Raw genomic sequence first — 19,517 nt, 5'->3', positions numbered from 1 at the left:
GGCGGCGCGACGCCCGCGGTTGCGGGCTGCGCACGGCTCACCGGCCGGGCCGGGGCCTGACGCGCGCCCCGGCAGTCCCGATCGGGCGTGCGGCCCGCGATCGCGTCGATCGCGTCTCTGGCACGAGGCGGTGGCAGCCGCCGAGGACGGGCGTCCGCGGCACTGGATCGGGAAGATCTCAGTGTGGGGCCCGACCGCAGGCAAGTCTGTCCCGAAAGTTTCGTGAAAGTGTGCCGATTTGTATGGGATTGTCGGAGTGTGTCGTACCGGGCGCGCCGTCAACATGCCGCAGCATCCGGTCGGCCCGCGTTCCGACGGTGCGGTCCCGCCCCGGTCGCCCCGGTTTCCCCCGGTGGGTCATGCGCGACAGATCGACGCGCCTCGCGGCCATGTCGTCCCATGTCTCGATGATCGGCCCTCCTCTCATCGGCACCGCGATCGCCGCTGCGCGCGTGTTTGCGGGTGCTCGGTCGGCATGACCATGAATCGTCAGACGTCGTTCCATCTGAAACCGCAATGAACTCAATTCGGATTTATTGCGGATTATCACTTGCGTTTCACACCAGTCTATCTAGACTGATCAAGTCAAAACGGTCGAATGTGTCATTTTTTTAGGAGACGATCACAATGCGCCTCACCATTCGGATTAATGGCAGCGAGTCGGCAACCCGGCAAGCCTTCGCGGTACTGTGGGTCGATACCGACGAGGGCCTGTGGTCGCGCGAGGCACATCAAGGCTTGGATCTTCCAACCTGGGGCAAGGTCCGCGACGTCGAGGGCGCAATGGCGCTCTGCGCGGCCGACGGCGGGAATGCCGTGTGCCAGTTGAAGGGTCTGTCGTTCGGTGCGACCCAGCGCGAACAGGGCCCTGCGGTGCTCGCCGGCAATCACCCCGGCGCGTGGCGACTGCAGGCTGTCGATCGTTGCACGAGCGAGCCGGAATACCGGGAATTCATTTCCGTCGCCCGATAGAAATTACCGATGTAATTCGTCTGCGGTTTTCGGGTTTATTCCGGTTTCAGTGATATTCATTTCGATATTCAGCATTAACGGCGCCCCAATTCGGGGCGTTTTTCATTTTCCGGTTTAAAGAAATAATCGCGTGCCGGTCAATTGATCGCACACCGGGAAGGATCAGTATCGATCCGTATCTGAAATCGTGCGCCCCCCCCCCGATCTGCACGTCACGAATCCCCCGAGTTTCATCGTCTGCTGCTTCGGCGAAATGTTGCTTCCGCCGCATCATTCCCTTCCCGTTTTCCACCCCGTGTCAGCGCGCCGAAACCCGCTTTTTCTCGGGGCCGGAACACACTTTCCCCACACGGCGTTTACTCATTTATTACAATCGCATTATCCAGACTGACTCACCGCCCTCGGGCGGCCCGACCCGGCCATTGCATGAGCGTGAAAAAGAAGACCCACCCCGCCGATCCGTACGCGGCCGCGACCAAGAATCCGATGCTTGCATCGCGCCTGCCGATGTGGCGCTCGAAGCTGATCGTGATCCTCGTGTTCCTCGCGTTCGCCGCGCTGATCGGCCGCGCCTTCTGGGTGCAGGTCGCGAACAAGGAGTTCTACGTCGGCCAGGGCCAGAAGCGCTACCAGCGCACGATCGAGCTCGACGCGACGCGCGGGCGCATCGTCGATCGCAACGGCGCGATGCTTGCCGTCAGCCTGTCGACCTATGAAATCTGGGCGAACCCGAAACAGGTCGCCGACACCGACTACCCGCAGATCTCGAAGCTGCTCGACATGCCGCTCGCCGAGGTCAAGCGGCGCCTCGGCAACGACAAGACGTTCGTGCTGCTCAAGCGGCAGGTCGACGCGGACACCGCGGGCAAGCTCGACAAGCTCGCGATCGACGGCATCACGCAGATCGCCGATTCGAAGCGTTTCTACCCGGAAGGCGAATCGGCCGCGCACGTGGTCGGATTCACGAACGTCGAGGACAAGGGGCAGGAAGGCGTCGAGCTCGCGGCGAATGCGCGCCTGGTGGGCACGTCCGGGCAGCGCGAGGTGATCCGCGACCGGCTCGGCCGCATCGTGTCGGACACGCGCCCGCTCGTCCCGGCGCAGCACGGCGCGACGATCGAACTGACGATCGACCGCCGCATCCAGCAGCTCGCGTTCAGCCAGCTCAAGGCGGCCGTGGTCGAGAACAACGCGGTGGCCGGCAGCGTCGTGGTGCTCGACGCGCAGAACGGCGAGATCCTCGCGCTCGCGAACTACCCGACCTTCGACCCGAACGACCGCGCGCGCCTCACCGGCCAGCAGTTGCGCAACCGCGCGGTGATCGACACGTTCGAGCCGGGCTCGACGATCAAGCCGCTCGTCGTCGCGCTGTCGATCGACGAGCGCAAGGTCACGCCGAACACGATCATCAACACGTCGCCGGGCACCTACAAGATCGGCCCGGCCGTGATCCACGACACGTCGAATCACGGGTCGCTGACGGTGTCGCAGGCGCTGCAGAAGTCGAGCAACGTCGCGCTCGCGAAGCTCGCCTTGAACCTGCCCGCCGAAACGATCTGGAACAAATACCAGGAATACGGGATCGGCCGTGCGCCGGAACTGACGTTCCCGGGCGTCGCGTCGGGCCGGCTGCGCGGCTACAAGCGCTGGCGGCCGATCGAGCAGGCGACGATGGCGTACGGCTACGGCCTGTCGATGTCGCTGCTGCAGATCGCGCAGACCTACACGGCCTATGCCGGCGACGGCACGCTGCACCCGGTGTCGCTGCTGAAGAACGGCACCGACCAGCAGACGATCGACGCGCATCGCGGCCACCGCGTGACGTCGCCGCAAACGGCCGCGGCGATCCGCTCGATGCTCGAGATGGCGGTCGGCGAAGGCGGCACGGGGCGCCGCGCGCGCGTCGACGGCTACCGGATCGGCGGCAAGACGGGTACCGCGCGCAAGCAGGTCGGCGCGACCTATGCGAAGGGCAAGTACCGCGCGCTGTTCGCCGGGATGGCGCCGATGAGCAACCCGCGCCTGATCGTCGCGGTGATGATCGACGAGCCGCGCGGCAAGGGCTATTACGGCGGCACCGTGGCCGGCCCGGTATTCGCGTCGGTCACGAGCGGCTCGCTGCAGTTGCTCGGCGTGCCGCCCGACGCGCCGGTCGAGCCCGAGAAGACACCGCCGGCAAAGGCCGTTGCGCCGCAAAGGACGGTGGCTGCACCGAAAGCGGCGGCGACGCCGGCAAAAACGGCCGCTGCGCCGAAAACCGCCGCACCGCTGAAGACTGCCGCGCCGTCGAGGGCGCCGGCTCAGGCAAACACGGCGGCGGGTTGATCGGCGCAGCCCGCGCGCCGCGCCGCCCTCCCGGCGCGCGCGTCACGCTCCGACGGCCTCGTCGCCGCCTCAGACTTCCCCGTCATCGGGCACCGTCACTCTTTCCAGGAACGCCGCGCATCATTTGAGCGTTCCCGCCGCCTCCTCCGACCATTTATTCGCGCCTCGGCCCGCCCGGGCCGCCGCGCGTTGCCCGGCACGCGGCGCGATGCCGCGCGCCGTCAATGCGCAGCGGCCGCAGCCGGCTTCGTCATCCTGCCGAGCACGTGCTCGGTCATCCCGCGCGCCAGTTCGGACTCGCCCATGAACACGGTGCCGATACCCTCGTTCGACAGCAGCGCGGCCTCGTCGCCGCTGTTCGTGCACAGCACGACCTCGAGCGCCGGGTTCAAGGTGCGAGAGATCTCGACGATCTGCCGCACGTCGAACACGTCGGGCAGCGTGACGACCAGCATCCCGGCGCGGGCGATATGCGCCTGCACGAGCACGATCGGCTCGATCGCATCGCCCGACACGGCCGCGACACCTTCCGCACGCAGTTTCTCGACGAGCTCGCGATTCTGCTCGACGACGACATATGCGATGCCGCGCTCGTCCAGCGCGTGCGCGATTCGCGTACCGACCTTGCCGTAGCCCACGATCACGACCTGCCCGGTCAGGTGCGTCTGCGGCGTCGACATCGGCAGCGCGGCGAGCGGATCGTCGCGGGCCTCGAGCTTGCGCGCGAACGCCGAATGCTTGCGGATCCACGCGAGCGCCGGATCGATCATCGCGAACAGCAGCGTGTTCATCGCGATCGAGATCAGCGCGACGGCCAGAATCAGGCTCTGCCCCTCGGCCGACAGCAGCCCGAGCGCACGGCCGAGGCCGGCGAGGATGAACGAGAACTCGCCGATCTGCGCGAGACCCGCACCGACCGTCAGCGCGGTATTCAGCGGATAGCGGAACGCGATCACGAGCGCGACTGCCGCGAGCGTCTTGCCGATCACCACGATCGCCGCGACCTCGATCACGTGCAGCGGCTCCGCGAGCAGGATCTTCGGGTCGAAGAGCATCCCGACCGAAATGAAGAACAGCACCGAAAACGCATCGCGCAGCGGCAGCGTCTCGTCGGCCGCGCGCCGGCTGAATTCCGACTCGCGCATCATCATCCCGGCGAAGAACGCGCCGAGCGCGAACGACACGTCGAACAGCTTCGCCGCGCCGAACGCGATACCGACCGCTGCCGCGATCATGCACAGCGTGAACAGCTCGCGCGAGCCCGTGCGCGCGACGAGCCACAGAATGCGCGGAAACACGCGCTTGCCGACCACCAGCATCAACGCGATGAACGCCGCGACCTTCAGCATCGTGACGCCGAGCGTACCCCACACGCTGCCGCCGGCCGCATGCGCGTCGCCGGGCGGCGTGCCGCCGAGCAGCCCCGCGACGGGCGGCAGCAGCACCAGCACGAGCACCATCACGAGATCCTCGACGACGAGCCAGCCGACCGCGATGCGCCCGTTGACCGTCTCGACGAGCCCGCGCCCTTCGAGCGCGCGCAGCAGCACGACCGTGCTCGCGACCGACAGCGCGAGCCCGAACACGAGCGCCGCCCCGACGCTCCAGCCCCAGGTGAGCGCGAGCCCGCCGCCGAGCAGCGTGGCCACCGTAATCTGGACGATCGCGCCCGGCAGCGCGATCTTGCGCACCGCGAGGAGATCGCCGAGCGAGAAATGCAGGCCGACGCCGAACATCAGCAGCATCACGCCGACTTCGGCGAGCTGCTGCGCGAGCGACAGGTCGCCGACGAAGCCGGGCGTGCCGGGGCCGATCACGATCCCGGCGAGCAGATAGCCGACGAGCGGCGGCATTTTCAACAGCGACGCGAAATAACCGAAAACCATCGCGAGACCGAAACCGGCCGCGAGCAACGCAATCAGGCTGACGTCATGAGGCATCCCCCCTCCCGAAGTTCTTGTAACTATTTAGTAAGGTTCAAGAACGAAAGGATAAGGGATGAGGCGGAAAAATGGCGCGCCGCCGCGAAAAATTCACGCGGTGGCGCGCCTTTGCGGGGTGCTACCCCGGCGAATTGAAAGGCGCCGCGGGGATGCGGCGGCGCCTTGATGTACATCGGACAGGCGGGGCTGGCGCCCCGCCGCCCCGTCAGCGCGACGCTTGCGGGAACCGCGCACCCGGCGGCGGTTCGGGCCGGGTCGACGGCACGCTCTTGCGCACCTTCGCGACCTGCGCGGCCGTCACGGCAGCCCCTGTGTTGCCCCAGCTCGTGCGCACGAAGTTCGACACGTCCGCGACTTCCTGGTCCGACAGGCGCCAGCCGAACGGCGGCATCGTGAACGTCGACGGCGCGGTGCGCGTACCCTGCAGCGCGCTGCCTTCCAGCACCACGTGGATCAGCGACGTCGGATCGTCGCCCTGCACGACCGGGTTGCCGGCGAGCGCGGGGAACACGCGTGTGTAGCCGTGGCCGTCGCTGCGGTGGCAGGCCATGCAGTTGTCGCGATAGACGGCCGCGCCCGGCTTGCTCGCGTCGCCGGTCTGCAGCGCCTTCGCGGCGGCCGCGTCGTACACGTGCGGCTGTTCGCCCTGCACGCGTGGCGGCAGCGTCTTCAGGTAGCGCGCGATCGCATTCAGGTCGTCGTCGGTCATGTGCTGCATGCTGTGGCCGACCACGTCCGTCATCCCGCCGAACGCGGCCGTGCGCAGCGTGCGGCCCGTCTTCAGGAACTGCACGATCTCGGTTTCCGTCCACGTGCCGAGGCCCGTGCGCGGCTCGCCGCGCAGGCTCGTCGGCACCCAGCCGTCGATCGCCGCGCCGCCGGCCAGGAAGTCCGGGCCGTCCGCGTCGGTCAGCCCGCGCTCCTGCATCGTCGGCGCCCGCGGCGTATGGCACGCGCCGCAGTGGCCGAGCCCCTGCACGAGATACGCACCGCGCGCGACCACCGGATCGGTGTACGGCGCCGCGTCGAACGGCTTCGGTGTCGGCGCGAACATCTTGCGCCAGATCCCGAGCGGCCAGCGCATCGACAGCGGCCACACGATGTCGACCGCGCGGTTCTCGTGCTCGACGGGCGCGACGCCGTGCATGAAGTATGCGTACAGCGCCTTCATGTCGTCGTCGGTCAGGCGCGCGTAGGACGGAAACGGCATGGCCGGATACATCGTGTCGCCGTTCTTGCGCACGCCTTCGCGCACCGCGCGCGTGAAATCCTCGACCGTCCAGCCGCCCAGGCCCGTCTTCGGATCCGGCGTGATGTTCGTCGAGTAGATCCCGCCGATCGGCGTGTCGAATTTCAGTCCGCCGGCGAACGGCTTGCCGCCGCTCGCGGTGTGGCACGCGATGCAGTCGCCCGCCCGCGCGAGGTACTCGCCGCGCTTGATCAGGGCCGCGTCGGCGGATTGGGCCGCGGGTGCCGCCGCCGGGCCGGAAGCCGCCGCGGGTGCTGCCGGCTGTGCGAACGCCGCCGAGCCCGCGAAGCCGAGCGCGGCCCAGGCCGCACCGGCCGCCAGCGCGCGCGACATCCGGCGCGCGACGTTGTGGTTCATCGTCCTCTTCATACTGTCACCAGCGGGGCGGGATTTTTCAGGTATTGCTCGCGGATCGCACGTGCCGACCAGTAGGCCAGCGCCGCGATGATCCCGGTCGGGTTGTAGCCGATGCCCTGCGGCAGCGCCGATGCGCCCATCACGAACACGTTGTGCACGTCCCAGCACTGCAGGTAGCGGTTCAGCACGCTCGTCTTCGGGTCGGTGCCCATGATCGCGCCGCCGACGAGGTGAGTCGTCTGGTACGCGCGCGAATCGAAGTGCTTGCCGAATTCGCGCGTCGATACGCTGATCGCCTTCGGCCCCATCGCCTCCGCGATCTTCTTCATCTGCCCGGTCACGTACTGCGCCATCTTGATGTCGTTGTCCTTCCAGTCGAAGGTCATCCGCAACAGCGGCTGGCCGTACGAATCGCGATAGGTCGGATCGAGGTCGAGATAGACGTCGCGGTACGACATGTTGGTGCCGTGCGCGTCCATCGAGATCGTGTGCGCGTAGTTGTCCTTGACGGCCTTCTTCCACGCCGAGCCCCACTGCGGCGTACCGGGCGGCGTCGCGATGCCGCTGATCGGCTTCACGCCGGCCTGGTTCACCCACAGCGGCGAGCCGCCGACGAAGCCGAGCGGGCCGTGGTCGAAGTTGTCCGCATTGAAATCGTCCACCGCGACGCCGTTGCCGCCCGCGCCGATGAACGGGTTCGTGTAGGTGTCCTTGTCGAAGAACGCCTTGATCGTCGACAGGTTCTGGTACGCGAAATTGCGGCCCACGACACCTTCGCCGGAGATCGGGTCGTACGGTTTGCCGATGCCCGACAGCAGCAGCAGGTGCACGTTGTGGTACTGGAACGCGGCCACGATCACGAGATCGGCCGGCTGGTGCACTTCACGCCCTGCCGGGTCGACGTAGGTCACGCCCGTCGCGCGCTTCTTCGTATCGTCGAGGTCGACCCGCAGCACGTGGCACTTCGAGCGCAGCTCGAAGTTCGGCGCCTGCTTCAGCGCGGGCAGGATGTTCAGGTTCGGCGACGCCTTCGAGTACATGTAGCACGCGTAGCCGCTGCAGTAGCCGCAGAAGTTGCACGGGCCCATCTGCACGCCGTACGGGTTCGTGTACGGGCCCGACGTGTTCGCCGACGGCAGCCGGTACGGATGCAGGCCGAGCGACTTGGCCGCGTCGGAGAAGCGCTGCGCCGAATAGGTGTTGAGCTGCGCGGGCAGCGGGAAGTTGTCGCTGCGGTTCGCTTCGAACACGTTGCCGTCGCCGACCACCTTGCCGCCGACCTTGTACGCCTGCCCCGACGTGCCGAACACCTTTTCGGCGAAGTCGAAATGCGGCTCGAGCTCCTCGTAGGTCACGCCGGTGTCCTGGATCGTCATCCCTTCGGGGATGAACTTCCTGCCGTAGCGCTCTTCATAGTGGCTGCGCAGGCGCAGCTCTTCCGGCGTGATCCGGAAATGCACGCCCGACCAGTGCAGCCCCGCGCCGCCGACGCCTTCGCCCGGCAGGAACGCGGCGAGCTGCCGGTACGGCAGCGCAGTGTCCTGCAGGCCGTGGCGGATCGACACGGTCGTCTTCGACAGGTCGAGGAACAGCTTCTTGCGGATGTTGTAGGTCAGCTCGTCGATCGTGTTCGGATACGCGCCGTCCGGATAGGTGTCGCGGTACTCGCCGCGCTCGAGCGCGACCACGTTCAGGCCCGCTTCGGTCAGTTCCTTCGCGAGAATCGCGCCGGTCCAGCCGAAGCCGACGATCACCGCATCGACATGCGGCTTTTTCTCTGCGGCCATCAGCTGCGCTCCCCGTTGATCGAGACGGGGCCGTACGGATACGACTTGCCGTTCTGGTTGACGAAATCCATGAAGTCCGCGCGCGCGCCCGGAAAGCCGATCATCTTCCACGCGGCCATGTCGTGATTGCCCCCATGCACCGGGTCGCAGAAGTAGCCTTCGCGCGTGTTCTGCAGCAACTGACCGAAGAACACGCCGGGCGGCACGTCGTCGATCTGTGCGCCGCCCTTTTCCAGCGCGCCGAGCACGGTGTCGCGCGTCGGCGCGTCGAGATCCGCGAACGCCTTGCCGTGGGTCTTCTCGCAATACCGGTTGACCGCCGCGATGCCGAGCCGGTAGATGTCGCGCGGCACCAGCTTCAGCTGGTAGCCGAGCTCGGGCACGCCTTGCTGGAATGGCCCCTGCATGTACCAGGTGGCGCCGTGCGCATACGGCGTCTCCATCTGGCGGTCGATGAATTCGGGCACGCCCGATTCGAGCGCGCCGGGACCTTCGGCGTCGGCCGGAATCAGCCGGTCGACGGCCGCCTGGACGAACGCCCACTCCTTCGCATCGAAAAAGGTCGGCTTGTACGGAGCGCGTTCGGCGTTGGCCGATGCGCCGGGCGCGTTGCCGGTCGTCGCGGAAGGCGACGACGAACGCAGGTCGCAGCCGGCGACCGACGCGATCGGCACGAGCGCGACCGACGTGCGCAGGAAACGGCGGCGCGAGTTGGGTTTGTCAGGTGGCGTGGACATGGTCGGATGTTGATCGTTGGGGATCGGGGCCCGGACGCGCGCACTCCGCATGCGGCATGCCCGGCATGGCAGCCATGCCGCATGCGGCTGGCCGTCCTGTTCTTTCGTCTGTTGCGAACAACCTCGCTGCAGGCGCCGCCCGTGCAACGCACGGCAGCGCGCTTCATGCAGCCGCGCATCGCGCCAATTCAGGTTGCGCTGCACGGATCGGCTTCTTTGCGAGCCTTATCGTCTGACAAATACCGGCATCTGCCGGCATCTGCCCCTCATCGCTCATGACCCTCATTCAACTTAGACGCCGCATTTGCCGACAGCAAGCGCGACGTGCACGACCCTCTTTCGGGTCCGGCGACAAAGTGCCGCGAATTATATATGGAACCGGTTCCATTAAGTGTCGCATCAATGCAATTCAATGCCTCGAAAATCGCAACAATTGAAAAATCCGGGAGTCGGAATCGACAAGGATCGCGTGATGACCGACTGATGCGGGCGTCAGGTAGACGATTGCGGTGTGGCGAGTCGCGCCGACGGATGTCTCTTTCCAGCTACACGGGGTACCCGGGACCGCCTGTTCGCGTGGCGCTCTGGTAGCCTCCGCCTCTCATGAAACCACACAAGAAGAATGAACCGCCGGCGACCGACGCGACCGGCATCAGCCGATATCTCAGCTACGTGCTGCGCCACGCGCCGCAGTCGATCGGGCTGCAACTCGACCCGGAAGGCTGGGCTTACATCGACGCACTGATCGCCGGTGCCGCTCGCCAGGGGCACCACCTCGATCGTGCGACGCTCGAAACCGTCTGCGCAACCAACGACAAGCAGCGCTTCGCCCTCTCCGACGACGGGCATCGCATCCGTGCGGTACAAGGCCATTCGACACCGGTCGTGCAGCGCCGCTATCCGGTCGCGCAGCCGCCCGAGCGCCTCTATCACGGCACTGCGACACGCTTCCTGGATTCGATTCGAGCGCAAGGGCTGAAACCTGGTGCCCGTCATCACGTGCATCTGTCGCCGGACATCCGCACGGCGCTGTCTGTCGGCACGCGCTACGGCGTGCCCGTGATACTCGAGGTCGATGCGCGGCGCATGCATCGGCAAGGCCACACGTTCTTCGTCGCTGAAAACGGCGTATGGCTGACCGACACCGTGCCGGCGGAATTCCTTGTAGAGATGGACGGCCCCGCGCGCTGAGACGCGCGCTCACCACGGCCAGAACATCGACGCGATGGACAGCGCCAGCGCCGCGCAGAGCGGCGAGTAACACAGCGTGTCCATGCGCGCGAAACGCGACCCGCGAATCCGCTTGAAGAAGCCGACGTATCGGAAATCGCCGACGGCACGCACCGCGAAGATCAGTGCGAACGCAACGACCGCGAACGAGATCGTACCGGGATACGTGTTCGGCCCCAGCCAGCCGGCACGCGCGGCAACCACGCACGCGCCGCCCAGCAACGCCACCGCGATCGCGAGCGTGCCGACGGCGGTCGGCCGCAATAGCGGCTCGCCGTCCTGCTCCGGAATGGCGGCCCCCTTGCCGCGCCGCCCGCCCAACGCCCAGTAGACGTGAACGAGCGCGATTGCGCAAAGCGTCGGCACGCTGAAATACGCTCCGGTCATGTCGGTCAATGCCCTCGTGTCTTTGTCTCGTCGTCTCGATGTGTTGGCGGCAGAGTGCCGGCACGCGGCCCCTATCCGCGCCACACGTGACGATACCGAAACCCGGCACCACGTGCATTGCGACCTCCGGTCGCAATCCGCCACCCGCGACGGCGCATGTTGCGATGCAGTGCGCGCGCCAGTGCACGCGGTCCGGCCGCTTGACTTCCCTCCGCGCGCTACTACGCTGTTACTCCAGTACTGCCGTCGATACGCCCCCTGCGCGATCGGCCGCACGTGCAATCGGTCGCCGCATGCGCACCTGCACGAAAACGATAACGAAGGCCATGGAGGCGACTCATGCTGATCGGTGTGCCGAAAGAGATCAAGAACCACGAATATCGCGTAGGCCTCACGCCGGCCGGCGCGCGCGAGCTGACGCGGCACGGCCATCGCGTACTGGTGCAGCGCGGCGCGGGCACGGCGATCGGCCTGCTCGACAACGACTACACGGCCGCGGGTGCATCGCTCTGCGACGGCGCCGACGAAGTCTTCGCGCGCGCCGACATGATCGTCAAGGTCAAGGAGCCGCAGCCGGCGGAATGCGCGATGCTGCGACGCGGCCAGATTCTCTACACGTACCTGCATCTCGCGCCCGATCCCGACCAGGCGGCCGCACTCATGAAGTCCGGCGCAGTCTGCATCGCGTACGAAACCGTGACGGGCCCGGGCGGCGGCCTGCCGCTGCTCGCGCCGATGAGCGAGGTGGCCGGGCGCATGTCGATCCAGGTCGCGGCGACCCACCTCGAAAGCCCGCGCGGCGGGCGTGGCCTGCTGATGGCCGGGGTGCCCGGCGTACCGGCCGCGCATGTCGTCGTGCTCGGCGCGGGCGTGGTGGGCACCGGCGCGCTGCAGATGGCAGTCGGCCTCGGCGCGCGCGTCACCGTGCTCGATACCAACGTGAACCGGCTGCGCCAGCTCGACCTCGTCTTCGCCAACCGGATCACGACCGTCTGCTCGAATGCACACACGATCGACGAAGCCGTGCGCGATGCCGACGTCGTGATCGGCGCCGTGCTCGTGCCAGGCGCATCGGCACCGCGGCTCGTCACGCGCGACATGATCGCGACGATGCGCACGGGAGCGGTCGTCGTCGACGTCGCGATCGACCAGGGCGGATGCTTCGAGACCTCGCATGCCACGACGCACGCGGCCCCCACCTTCGTCGTGGACGGCGTCGTGCACTACTGCGTCGCGAACATGCCCGGCGCCGTCGCGCGCACGTCGACCTTCGCGCTGAACAACGCGACGCTCACCCATGCGCTCGCGCTCGCCGACAAGGGCTGGAAGCAGGCAATGACCGACGATCCGCATCTGCGCGCGGGCCTGAACGTGTGCGACGGACACATCACGTACGAAGCCGTCGCGCTGGCGCTTGGCCTGCCCTATGTGCCGGCGACCGGCGTACTGGCATGAGGTGACCGCATTCATGACCGGCCAGCAACTGACGGCACGCGCCGCCGGCTGCGTTCACGCACCCTTCGAGCCGCCGCCACGCTTTAACGAGCCGCCCGCTCCCATCGTGCGTGCAAGCAGCGGCCTCAATTGCGCGAGCGTGCGCGTGTTCAGCACGTCGGGCCGCGTGAGCCAGCCGCGTCGCGCCTGATCGACGCCGTACGCAAGATTGTCGAGTTCGTCCGCACTGCGCGCATCCGAGCCGATCGCCACCGGCACGCCGGCCTTCGCGGCTTCGCGGCACCAGACGTCCGGCAGGTCGAGCCGCCGCGGCTGCGCATCGAGTTCGACGAAGCAACCGCGCGCCGCGGCATGCGCGATCACGCGCGGCACGTCGAGTTCGCAGGCATCGCGCTCGCCGAGCACGCGGCCCGTCGGGTGCGCGAGAATCGTGAAATGCGGGTGGTCCATCGCGCGCAGCATGCGCGCGGTCTGTGCGTCGCGCGACAGGTCGAAGCCGTCGCGTACCGCACCGACCACGAGGTCGAGCCGGCCGAGCATCGCATCGGGCACATCGAGGCTGCCGTCCTCGCGAATGCCCGCCTCCACGCCCTTGAGCAGCACGAACCCGTCGAACGACGCGTTGAGGCGATCGATCTCGTCGAGCTGCCGGGAAAGCCAGTCGAAGCCGCCGCGGCTACCGCCGGCATGCGGAGCCCGGTCGGTGATGGCCAGGTACGCGAACCCGCGTGCGCGCGCCGCATCGGCCATCGCACGCAGGCTGTCGCGGCCGGCCGACGCGTCGGTATGCGCATGCAGATCGCCGTGCACGTGCTTGCGCTCGACCAGCGCCGGCAGCGTGCCCGCGCGCGCGGCGTCGATCTCGCCGCGATCCTCGCGCAACTCGGGCGGCACGTCGTGCAACCCGATCGCCGCATAGACCGATGTCTCGGTCGCGCCGGCAATCCGTTCGTCGCCGCGAAACACGCCGTACTCGTTGATCTTCAGCCCGCCGGCCTGCGCGATCCTGCGCAACGCGATGTTGTGCGCCTTCGATCCGGTGAAGTAGACGAGCGCCGCGCCGAACGCATCGGCATCGACCACGCGCAGATCGACCTGCAATCCGCTGGCGAGCACGACGCTCGACTTCGTCCTGCCGTGCGCGAGCACGCGCGCCACCTCGCCATAACCGACGAACGCTTCGGCGACGGCGCCTGGATCACGTGCGGTGACGAGGATGTCGAGATCGCCGACCGTCTCGCGGCGGCGGCGGAAACTGCCGGCCGGCACGGCCTTGCCGACGCCCGCAATCGCACGCAGGCGTTCGAGCAGCGGCAGCAGCGAGTGCGCCGCATCCGGCAGCAGGAAGCGTTGAGGTTCGCGCTTCAGCCGGTCGTCGATCGCTTCGAGCAGATGCGCTTCGGTTTTCGCGCCGAAGCCCGGCAAGTCGCGCACGTGCCCGCTCTTCGCGGCCGCGCGAAGCTGCTCGAGCGAATCGACGTGCAGCGCGTCATGGAGCGCCTTCACACGCTTCGCGCCGAGCCCCGGCACGTCGAGCAGCTCGACGATCGCGCCAGGCAACGCGTGACGCAGCGTTTGCTGCAGTTCGCAGGTGCCGGTCGCCGCGATCTCGCGCAGCTTCGACGCGAGATCGGGCCCGATCGACGGAATCTTCCCGAGATCGTCGCCGTTCGCGATCATCGTCGGGATATCGCGCCCGTAGTCGCCAATCGTCCGTGCTGCGTTGCGATAGGCACGCACCCGGAACGGATTGGCGCCCTGGATCTCGAGCATGTCGGCAATCTCGGTGAACACGGCCGCACACTCGGCGTTGTGGATCGGCATGATCGGCGTGGCTCCCTTCCACGTGGATGGCGCCGCGCGCGTGCGCGACGGCGTCTGCCCGCCCGGCACCGCATGGTGACACCGCCGGGCGCCCGTTCATCATCGTACGCCGGCCGCGCCGCGTGTGCAGCGTCGTGATGGAGACGTTGTCGGCGTCAGAGGGAGGCGCGCGGCGTCGTGGCGTATTGCCGCTCGTAGATCGACTGGCAATGCGTGCAGCGTTCGGCGGCCGGGCGCGCCAGCAGGCGCTCGTAGCCGACCGAGCCGTCGCAGTCGATGCACTCGCCGTAGCTGCCGTCGCGCATCCGCTGCTGGGCGCGGCCGATCGCGCGCAGCTCGGTCAGTTTCATGCCGATCAACGCATGATCGACGTCGACGAACAGATCCGCATTGGCCTCGTCACCCTCGTCCGGCGCCGCGCCGGCGAGGTCTGCATAGGACTCCGACGCGCGCTGGTCTTCGCTGGTGCGGATCTCCGCACGCAACGTCTGCTCGCTCTCGTTCAGCCGCTGTTTCAGCGTCTGCCGTTGTTGTGGGTCGAGCGCCATGGCCGTCTCTCCTGTTCCGGGTTGCGCGCGGAGCATTGCGGCGCGCAGTATCGCGCCGGTGCGCGGCGGGCCGGCATCACCGCCTGCCACCGTGTCCGGATCTGCGCCCGGCAGCACGAAGTGCCGGATGCATTCGACGCAGGATAAACCCATTGAACGCGCGTGTGTTGACCGGAATCAGCGTGCACTGCAGCGCTCGGCCTACGCGCGCCGGAACTGGGGACGGACGCGAAATCGCGACGTCGTCGAATACGGTTATCGCAGATGCCACCGGGATCGCTCGCCCCGCGAGCACCATTGCCTCATCACGCGTCAAGCATCGGCACGGACGATGTCGAGCAACATGCGCGCCGAGCGCTGCCAGCTGTATCGCTGCGCGTGCTCGCGGCCCAGCGTGCGCAACCGTGCCCGCAGTTCGGGATCGTCCATCACGCGGGCGATCGCCGCGGCGATATCCGGCGGTGAATACGCATCGCAGAACAGCGCTGCACCGCCGCAGACTTCCGGAAGCGCCCCTTCGTTCGACACGATGACCGGGCAGCCACACCGCATCGCCTCGAGCGGCGGCAGCCCGAATCCTTCGTACAGCGACGGAAACACGAAGCAGCCAGCATGCTCGTACAACGCTTTCAGTTCGCCGTCGGTCACGTAACCGGCCCATGTGACGTACGGATCGTCTTCGCGCAGGCCGGCCGCCCGTGCACCGAAGATCTTCGCATTGGCGCCCCCCGCGATCACGAAACGCAACGTCGGGTGCGACTCGCGCATCAGCGCCACCGCGGCCAGTGCGCGCACGAGATTCTTGCCGGGTGCGAGGGACCCGACGAACAATACGTAGCGATCCGTCTCGAGATTCAGGCGCGACAGCACGCCGGGATCGGCATCGATGCGGTCGATATGATCGACCGCGCCCGGCACGACCGACAGGCGTGCAGGCGGCACGCCAAGCCGCGCGGCCAGCCGCGCCCGCGAAAAATGCGAGACCGTCACGATATGGCGCGCACGTCGCTTCATGATAGAGAACGCGAAGCGGTACCAGAGGCGAAACGCCATCGAATAGCCGGCCGGCAGATCGAAAATCGCCGCGTCATGAATCATCAGCAGTTGATCGCGCTTCACCAGCGGGCCGATGTTGCAAAGGCTCAGCAAGGTCCGGCCGCGCGTCGTGCGCGGCAGCGTCCATTGTTCCCACAGCGTGCCATGCCGGCGCCCGGACGTCTGCGACCGCGCGCCGGCAGGCATGGCCGCCGGATCGTGATCGGACGGCACGACGAGCGACGGTGCATCGTCGGCGCTCGCGATCCGCGCAAGTTCGGCCGTCAGTTCGAATGCCACGCGCTGAACGCCCGTCATGCGCTGCGCGGTGAATTTCCCGTTGATCGCGAGCCGGCACGGCCGCGCGGTATACGCGGCCGTGCCGGCGCCCCGCTCCGCGCGCGCTTCCTGCAGTACCGGTGCGCTTCGCTCTCGAATCGACGTTGACATGATCGTGACCATTCCGATGGCTGCGGCGCCTTCGCGCCGCCGGACATCCCGTTACACGGGATGCTGCTGTGCCGTCAGTGTGTTCGCCACCTGCGCTCCGGTCAGTACGTTCGATCGCACAACGCACCGCTTCCCGGATGATTCGTCATCCTCAAAAAGCATTGCGTCCGATGAATCCCCGCACGACCGTCAACAGGATGATCTTCATGTCGAACCAGAAGCTCCAGTTCTGCATGTAGAACAGATCGAATTTCACACGCGCTTCCATCGCCTCGACCTTGCGCGTCTCGCCGCGATAGCCGTTCACCTGCGCCCACCCGGTGATGCCCGGCCGTACGCGGTAGCGGTACATGTAGCAGTCGATCAGTTGCCGGTACAAGTCGTCGTGTTCGATCGCATGGGGGCGTGGGCCGACGACCGACATCTGCCCGAACAGCACGTTGAAGAACTGCGGCAGCTCGTCGAGCGACGTACGCCGCAGGAACGCACCGACGCGCGTGATCCGCGAATCGTTCCGCGACGCCTGTCGCAAGACGCCCGGTTGTACACGATGCACGCGCATCGTCCGGAACTTCAGAATGTCGAACTCCCGGCCGTCGACGCCCTTGCGGCGCTGCCTGAACAGCACGGGCCCCGGCGACGACAGCTTGACCGCGATCGCCAGCATCGACAGCAGCGGCAGCAACGGAATCAGCACGCCGAATGCAAAGAGCCGGTCGAACGCGAACTTCGCCCACAGCTCCGGCGCCGAGCGCGGCGTAGTCGCGAGGTTGATGGCCGGCATGCCGAGCACGTCGGTCGCCGAGCGATCGACCACCGCCATCTGCCGCACGTCGGGCAACAAACGCAGTTCCACGAACTCGTCGCGCAACTCGCGCACGATGCGCTGGATCCGCCACTCGTGCGACATCGGCAGCGTGAGCCATACCTCGTCGATCTCGCCGCCGCGAATCAGGTCGCGCAGCACGTTCCAGTCGTCGATCACCGGCACGCCGCCGATGCCGCCGGAGGCAGCCTGTGCGTCGTCGTCGAATACGCACGCCGCCACGAAAAGCCCCTGCGGCGCCAGCTGCATCCGCTCGACCGCGACACGCCCGTACGCCGTTGCGCCGACCACCGCGACGCGGCGCTGCCGCGCGCGCGGGTCGTCACGCGTCAGCGCGAGCGCCAGCAGCGCGGCGCGGCCGAGCAGCAACGCGGCGTCGCCTGCCAGCACCGTGCGCACGATCCAGTGTGTCGTGATCGTGCCGCCACGGTTCATGATCCACATCGCGGCAGTTACCGTCAGCACGCTCGCGCAAACGAGCGCCACCATCGTCTGCGTCAGTGCATGCGTGCCGCCTTGCGGCGCCACGCTGCCACGCACGGTGCGCAGGTAGCGCGGCAGCAAGGCCACGGTCAGCACGCACAGCAGCGCGATCGCGCCGCGCTGCGCGTCGGACAACTCGCGCCACGCGAGGCCCGATGCCGCCTGCGCGGCAAGCGCGCCTGCCAGCACGAGCACGGCGTCGGCAACTGCGATCACAGAACGCCGCATCGCATTCGTCCCACCGGACTTCGATTGCATCGTCACGCACCATGTGCCGGGAACCCGCGATGCGCGTCCGGCATGCGGGGCCGAACCGGTGTCGGCCTCGCCGTCCCGCGCGTGCCGAGCAGCCTGCGATAGTCCGCGCGAATCAGGTTGTAGCATTCACACGCGTGATGTTCGAGGCCGTCGCGGTCGAGCACCGTGATGCGGCCGCGACGCTGCCGGATCAGCCCGGCTTCCTGCAGGTTGCCCGCCGCTTCCGTCACGCCTTCGCGCCGCACGCCGAGCATGTTCGCGATCGTCTGCTGCGTGACGGCCAGTTCGTCACCGTCGATGCGGTCATGCGCAAGCAGCAGCCAGCGGCTGAGCTGCTCGCTGACCGAGTGATGCCGGTTGCACAGCGCGCTGCGCGAGATCTGCGCCATCGCCGCCTGGCAGTAGTTGAGCAGCAGCCGGTAGGTTGCGGGCGAGCGCTCGAATTCGGCGCGCATCACGCAGCTCGGCACGCGATAGGCCATCCCGCCGATACGGACCTCGACCCGGTGCGACGCCGCGGCGCCACCGACCAGCGTCGCGAGCCCGACCACGCCCTCGCGGCCGACCTGCGCCACCTCGACCATCGCACCGTCCTCCATCAGGTGCTGCACCGACATCATCGACGTCGTCGGGAAATGCACGTGGCGCATCGGCTCGCCGACCCGGTCGAGCATCCCGGCCTTGATCCTGACCAGTTCGAGATGCGGTGCGATGGTGCGGATGCTGTCCTCGGGGAGGGCATCGAGGATGGCGTTCGCCGAATAGCTCGAGTGAAGATGAAGCATGTCTGTATCCCTTTTATTGTCCGCGCCGCCTGCAGCCGCGTGCACGAAACTCGTTATCGCGATGCGCGCCCGGACTGATCGTGGTTGCGGCCCACAACCCTGATTCCGACCGACCGTCGGCTTATCGCCGCCGGATCGAGTCGACCGTTCCGTTTCAACACGCCAGCCCGAATAAGCGATTTACGTGCCAATACATGCCCATCCTTAATATATGAATCACACCTGATTTAGATCGACCGAATAACCAGCCAAAAAACAAAAAAAGCGTCTCATTTTCGGACACTCTTCCCGGGGGCGGACACTGCATGCGATTTGACTGATCAATTCACCTGCGTCGCACCGAGGCAGCCGCACCGGTGCTGCACGGCTTGTCGCTCATATACTTACAGTCGATTTTCAATTGTTTCCATGATGTGCCGGATAACATTCCGTTACGGCTGAGCGCCTCACATGGTTGTTTGAAACTGTCTCAAATCTGAATCGGCACACTAATTTTCGCCTCTGTCATCCATCGCACAATTCTCATGCAAGCCATTGATTATTTGAGACATTCTTGCGAACACCATTTATTTGCCAAACAATGTTCAATGCCCATCGGGCACTTTCCCCGTGCGATGCGCGCTGCCACCCGATTGATTCGCGGCCGACATGGAATGAATGCCCGAAGTTGCATTCAACTTCCGGATGATTAATTTCACGGAAATGAATCATTAAATCCGGATGACGTTTGCACCCGCCAAAATCGTCAAACTTTGTGAAATGACGCAATGTGCAATTGAACGATTTCAATGGCGTGCTAGCCTTTTCGCCAGTATCGTCACTCCATTTTTGACGAACACAAGTCCGCACGATCGTGCGAATTTCCC

Annotated in this window: 14 protein-coding genes; 4 read left to right on the top strand and 10 right to left on the bottom strand. The window is 66.7% G+C overall.

Annotation, left to right across the window (positions count from 1 at the left end; translation table 11 throughout):
* Nucleotides 1-627 precede the first annotated feature (627 nt).
* Nucleotides 628-972: a DUF3564 family protein gene (locus tag FFS49_RS05735; protein ID WP_039356890.1), complete on the top strand. Its 345-nt coding sequence runs from the start codon at nt 628-630 to the stop codon at nt 970-972.
* 426 nt (nt 973-1,398) lie between these two features.
* Nucleotides 1,399-3,297, top strand: coding sequence for a penicillin-binding protein 2 (locus tag FFS49_RS05730; RefSeq protein WP_105815340.1), 1,899 nt, complete (start codon nt 1,399-1,401; stop codon nt 3,295-3,297).
* 221 nt (nt 3,298-3,518) lie between these two features.
* Here the strand turns inward: FFS49_RS05730 and FFS49_RS05725 are convergent, their stop codons facing one another.
* The 4 genes from FFS49_RS05725 to FFS49_RS05710 form a co-directional block, all read right to left on the bottom strand.
* Nucleotides 3,519-5,237: a cation:proton antiporter gene (locus tag FFS49_RS05725; protein ID WP_105815341.1), complete on the bottom strand. Its 1,719-nt coding sequence runs from the start codon at nt 5,235-5,237 to the stop codon at nt 3,519-3,521.
* Between the two features lie 208 nt (nt 5,238-5,445).
* The gene (locus tag FFS49_RS05720; RefSeq protein ID WP_137909819.1) at nt 5,446-6,858 is read right to left on the bottom strand and encodes a cytochrome c; all 1,413 of its coding nucleotides are present in this window, start codon (nt 6,856-6,858) and stop codon (nt 5,446-5,448) included.
* Nucleotides 6,855-8,633, bottom strand: a complete 1,779-nt coding sequence (locus tag FFS49_RS05715) for a GMC family oxidoreductase (protein ID WP_039356901.1) — start codon at nt 8,631-8,633, stop codon at nt 6,855-6,857. Before FFS49_RS05715 ends, FFS49_RS05720 begins: the two co-directional genes overlap by 4 nt.
* Entirely contained in the window at nt 8,633-9,370 is a 738-nt protein-coding gene (locus FFS49_RS05710) for a gluconate 2-dehydrogenase subunit 3 family protein (RefSeq protein WP_039356908.1), read from the bottom strand. The genes FFS49_RS05715 and FFS49_RS05710 overlap by 1 nt, the downstream gene beginning before the upstream one ends.
* Before the next feature lie 603 nt (nt 9,371-9,973).
* On the opposite strand from FFS49_RS05710, the gene FFS49_RS05700 reads away from it, so the two are divergent.
* A complete protein-coding gene (locus FFS49_RS05700; RefSeq protein ID WP_105815343.1) occupies nt 9,974-10,561 on the top strand; it encodes an RNA 2'-phosphotransferase in 588 nt (195 codons plus the stop codon).
* Between the two features lie 9 nt (nt 10,562-10,570).
* Here FFS49_RS05700 and FFS49_RS05695 read toward each other — a convergent pair whose 3' ends face one another.
* Entirely contained in the window at nt 10,571-10,987 is a 417-nt protein-coding gene (locus FFS49_RS05695) for a DUF3995 domain-containing protein (RefSeq protein ID WP_039356909.1), read from the bottom strand.
* A gap of 339 nt (nt 10,988-11,326) precedes the next feature.
* Here FFS49_RS05695 and ald point away from each other — a divergent pair, with 339 nt between their 5' ends.
* The gene (gene ald / locus FFS49_RS05690; protein ID WP_105815344.1) at nt 11,327-12,442 is read left to right on the top strand and encodes an alanine dehydrogenase; all 1,116 of its coding nucleotides are present in this window, start codon (nt 11,327-11,329) and stop codon (nt 12,440-12,442) included.
* Nucleotides 12,443-12,496: 54 nt separating this feature from the next.
* Here ald and polX read toward each other — a convergent pair whose 3' ends face one another.
* From polX to FFS49_RS05665, 5 genes are all read right to left on the bottom strand, one after another.
* Nucleotides 12,497-14,266 carry a DNA polymerase/3'-5' exonuclease PolX gene (gene polX / locus FFS49_RS05685; RefSeq protein WP_105815424.1) on the bottom strand — a complete coding sequence of 590 codons (1,770 nt, stop codon included), beginning with the start codon at nt 14,264-14,266 and terminating at the stop codon, nt 12,497-12,499.
* Between the two features lie 155 nt (nt 14,267-14,421).
* Nucleotides 14,422-14,814: a TraR/DksA family transcriptional regulator gene (locus tag FFS49_RS05680; protein WP_039357354.1), complete on the bottom strand. Its 393-nt coding sequence runs from the start codon at nt 14,812-14,814 to the stop codon at nt 14,422-14,424.
* A gap of 312 nt (nt 14,815-15,126) precedes the next feature.
* Complete coding sequence (locus FFS49_RS05675; protein WP_224755739.1) at nt 15,127-16,167, bottom strand: glycosyltransferase family 1 protein; 1,041 nt, start codon at nt 16,165-16,167, stop codon at nt 15,127-15,129.
* A 283-nt stretch (nt 16,168-16,450) separates the two neighbouring features.
* Nucleotides 16,451-17,836 carry an undecaprenyl-phosphate glucose phosphotransferase gene (locus FFS49_RS05670; protein WP_105815425.1) on the bottom strand — a complete coding sequence of 462 codons (1,386 nt, stop codon included), beginning with the start codon at nt 17,834-17,836 and terminating at the stop codon, nt 16,451-16,453.
* A 32-nt stretch (nt 17,837-17,868) separates the two neighbouring features.
* Entirely contained in the window at nt 17,869-18,651 is a 783-nt protein-coding gene (locus FFS49_RS05665; RefSeq protein WP_046547644.1) for a Crp/Fnr family transcriptional regulator, read from the bottom strand.
* Between the last annotated feature and the right edge of the window lie 866 nt (nt 18,652-19,517).

It is taken from the genome of Burkholderia sp. 4NA327C6, assembly GCF_005502655.1.
In the GTDB taxonomy this organism is placed as follows: Bacteria; Pseudomonadota; Gammaproteobacteria; order Burkholderiales; family Burkholderiaceae; genus Burkholderia; species Burkholderia contaminans.
Note: the sequence above shows the minus strand (reverse complement) of the source record. Positions and strands in the feature narration are given on the sequence as shown.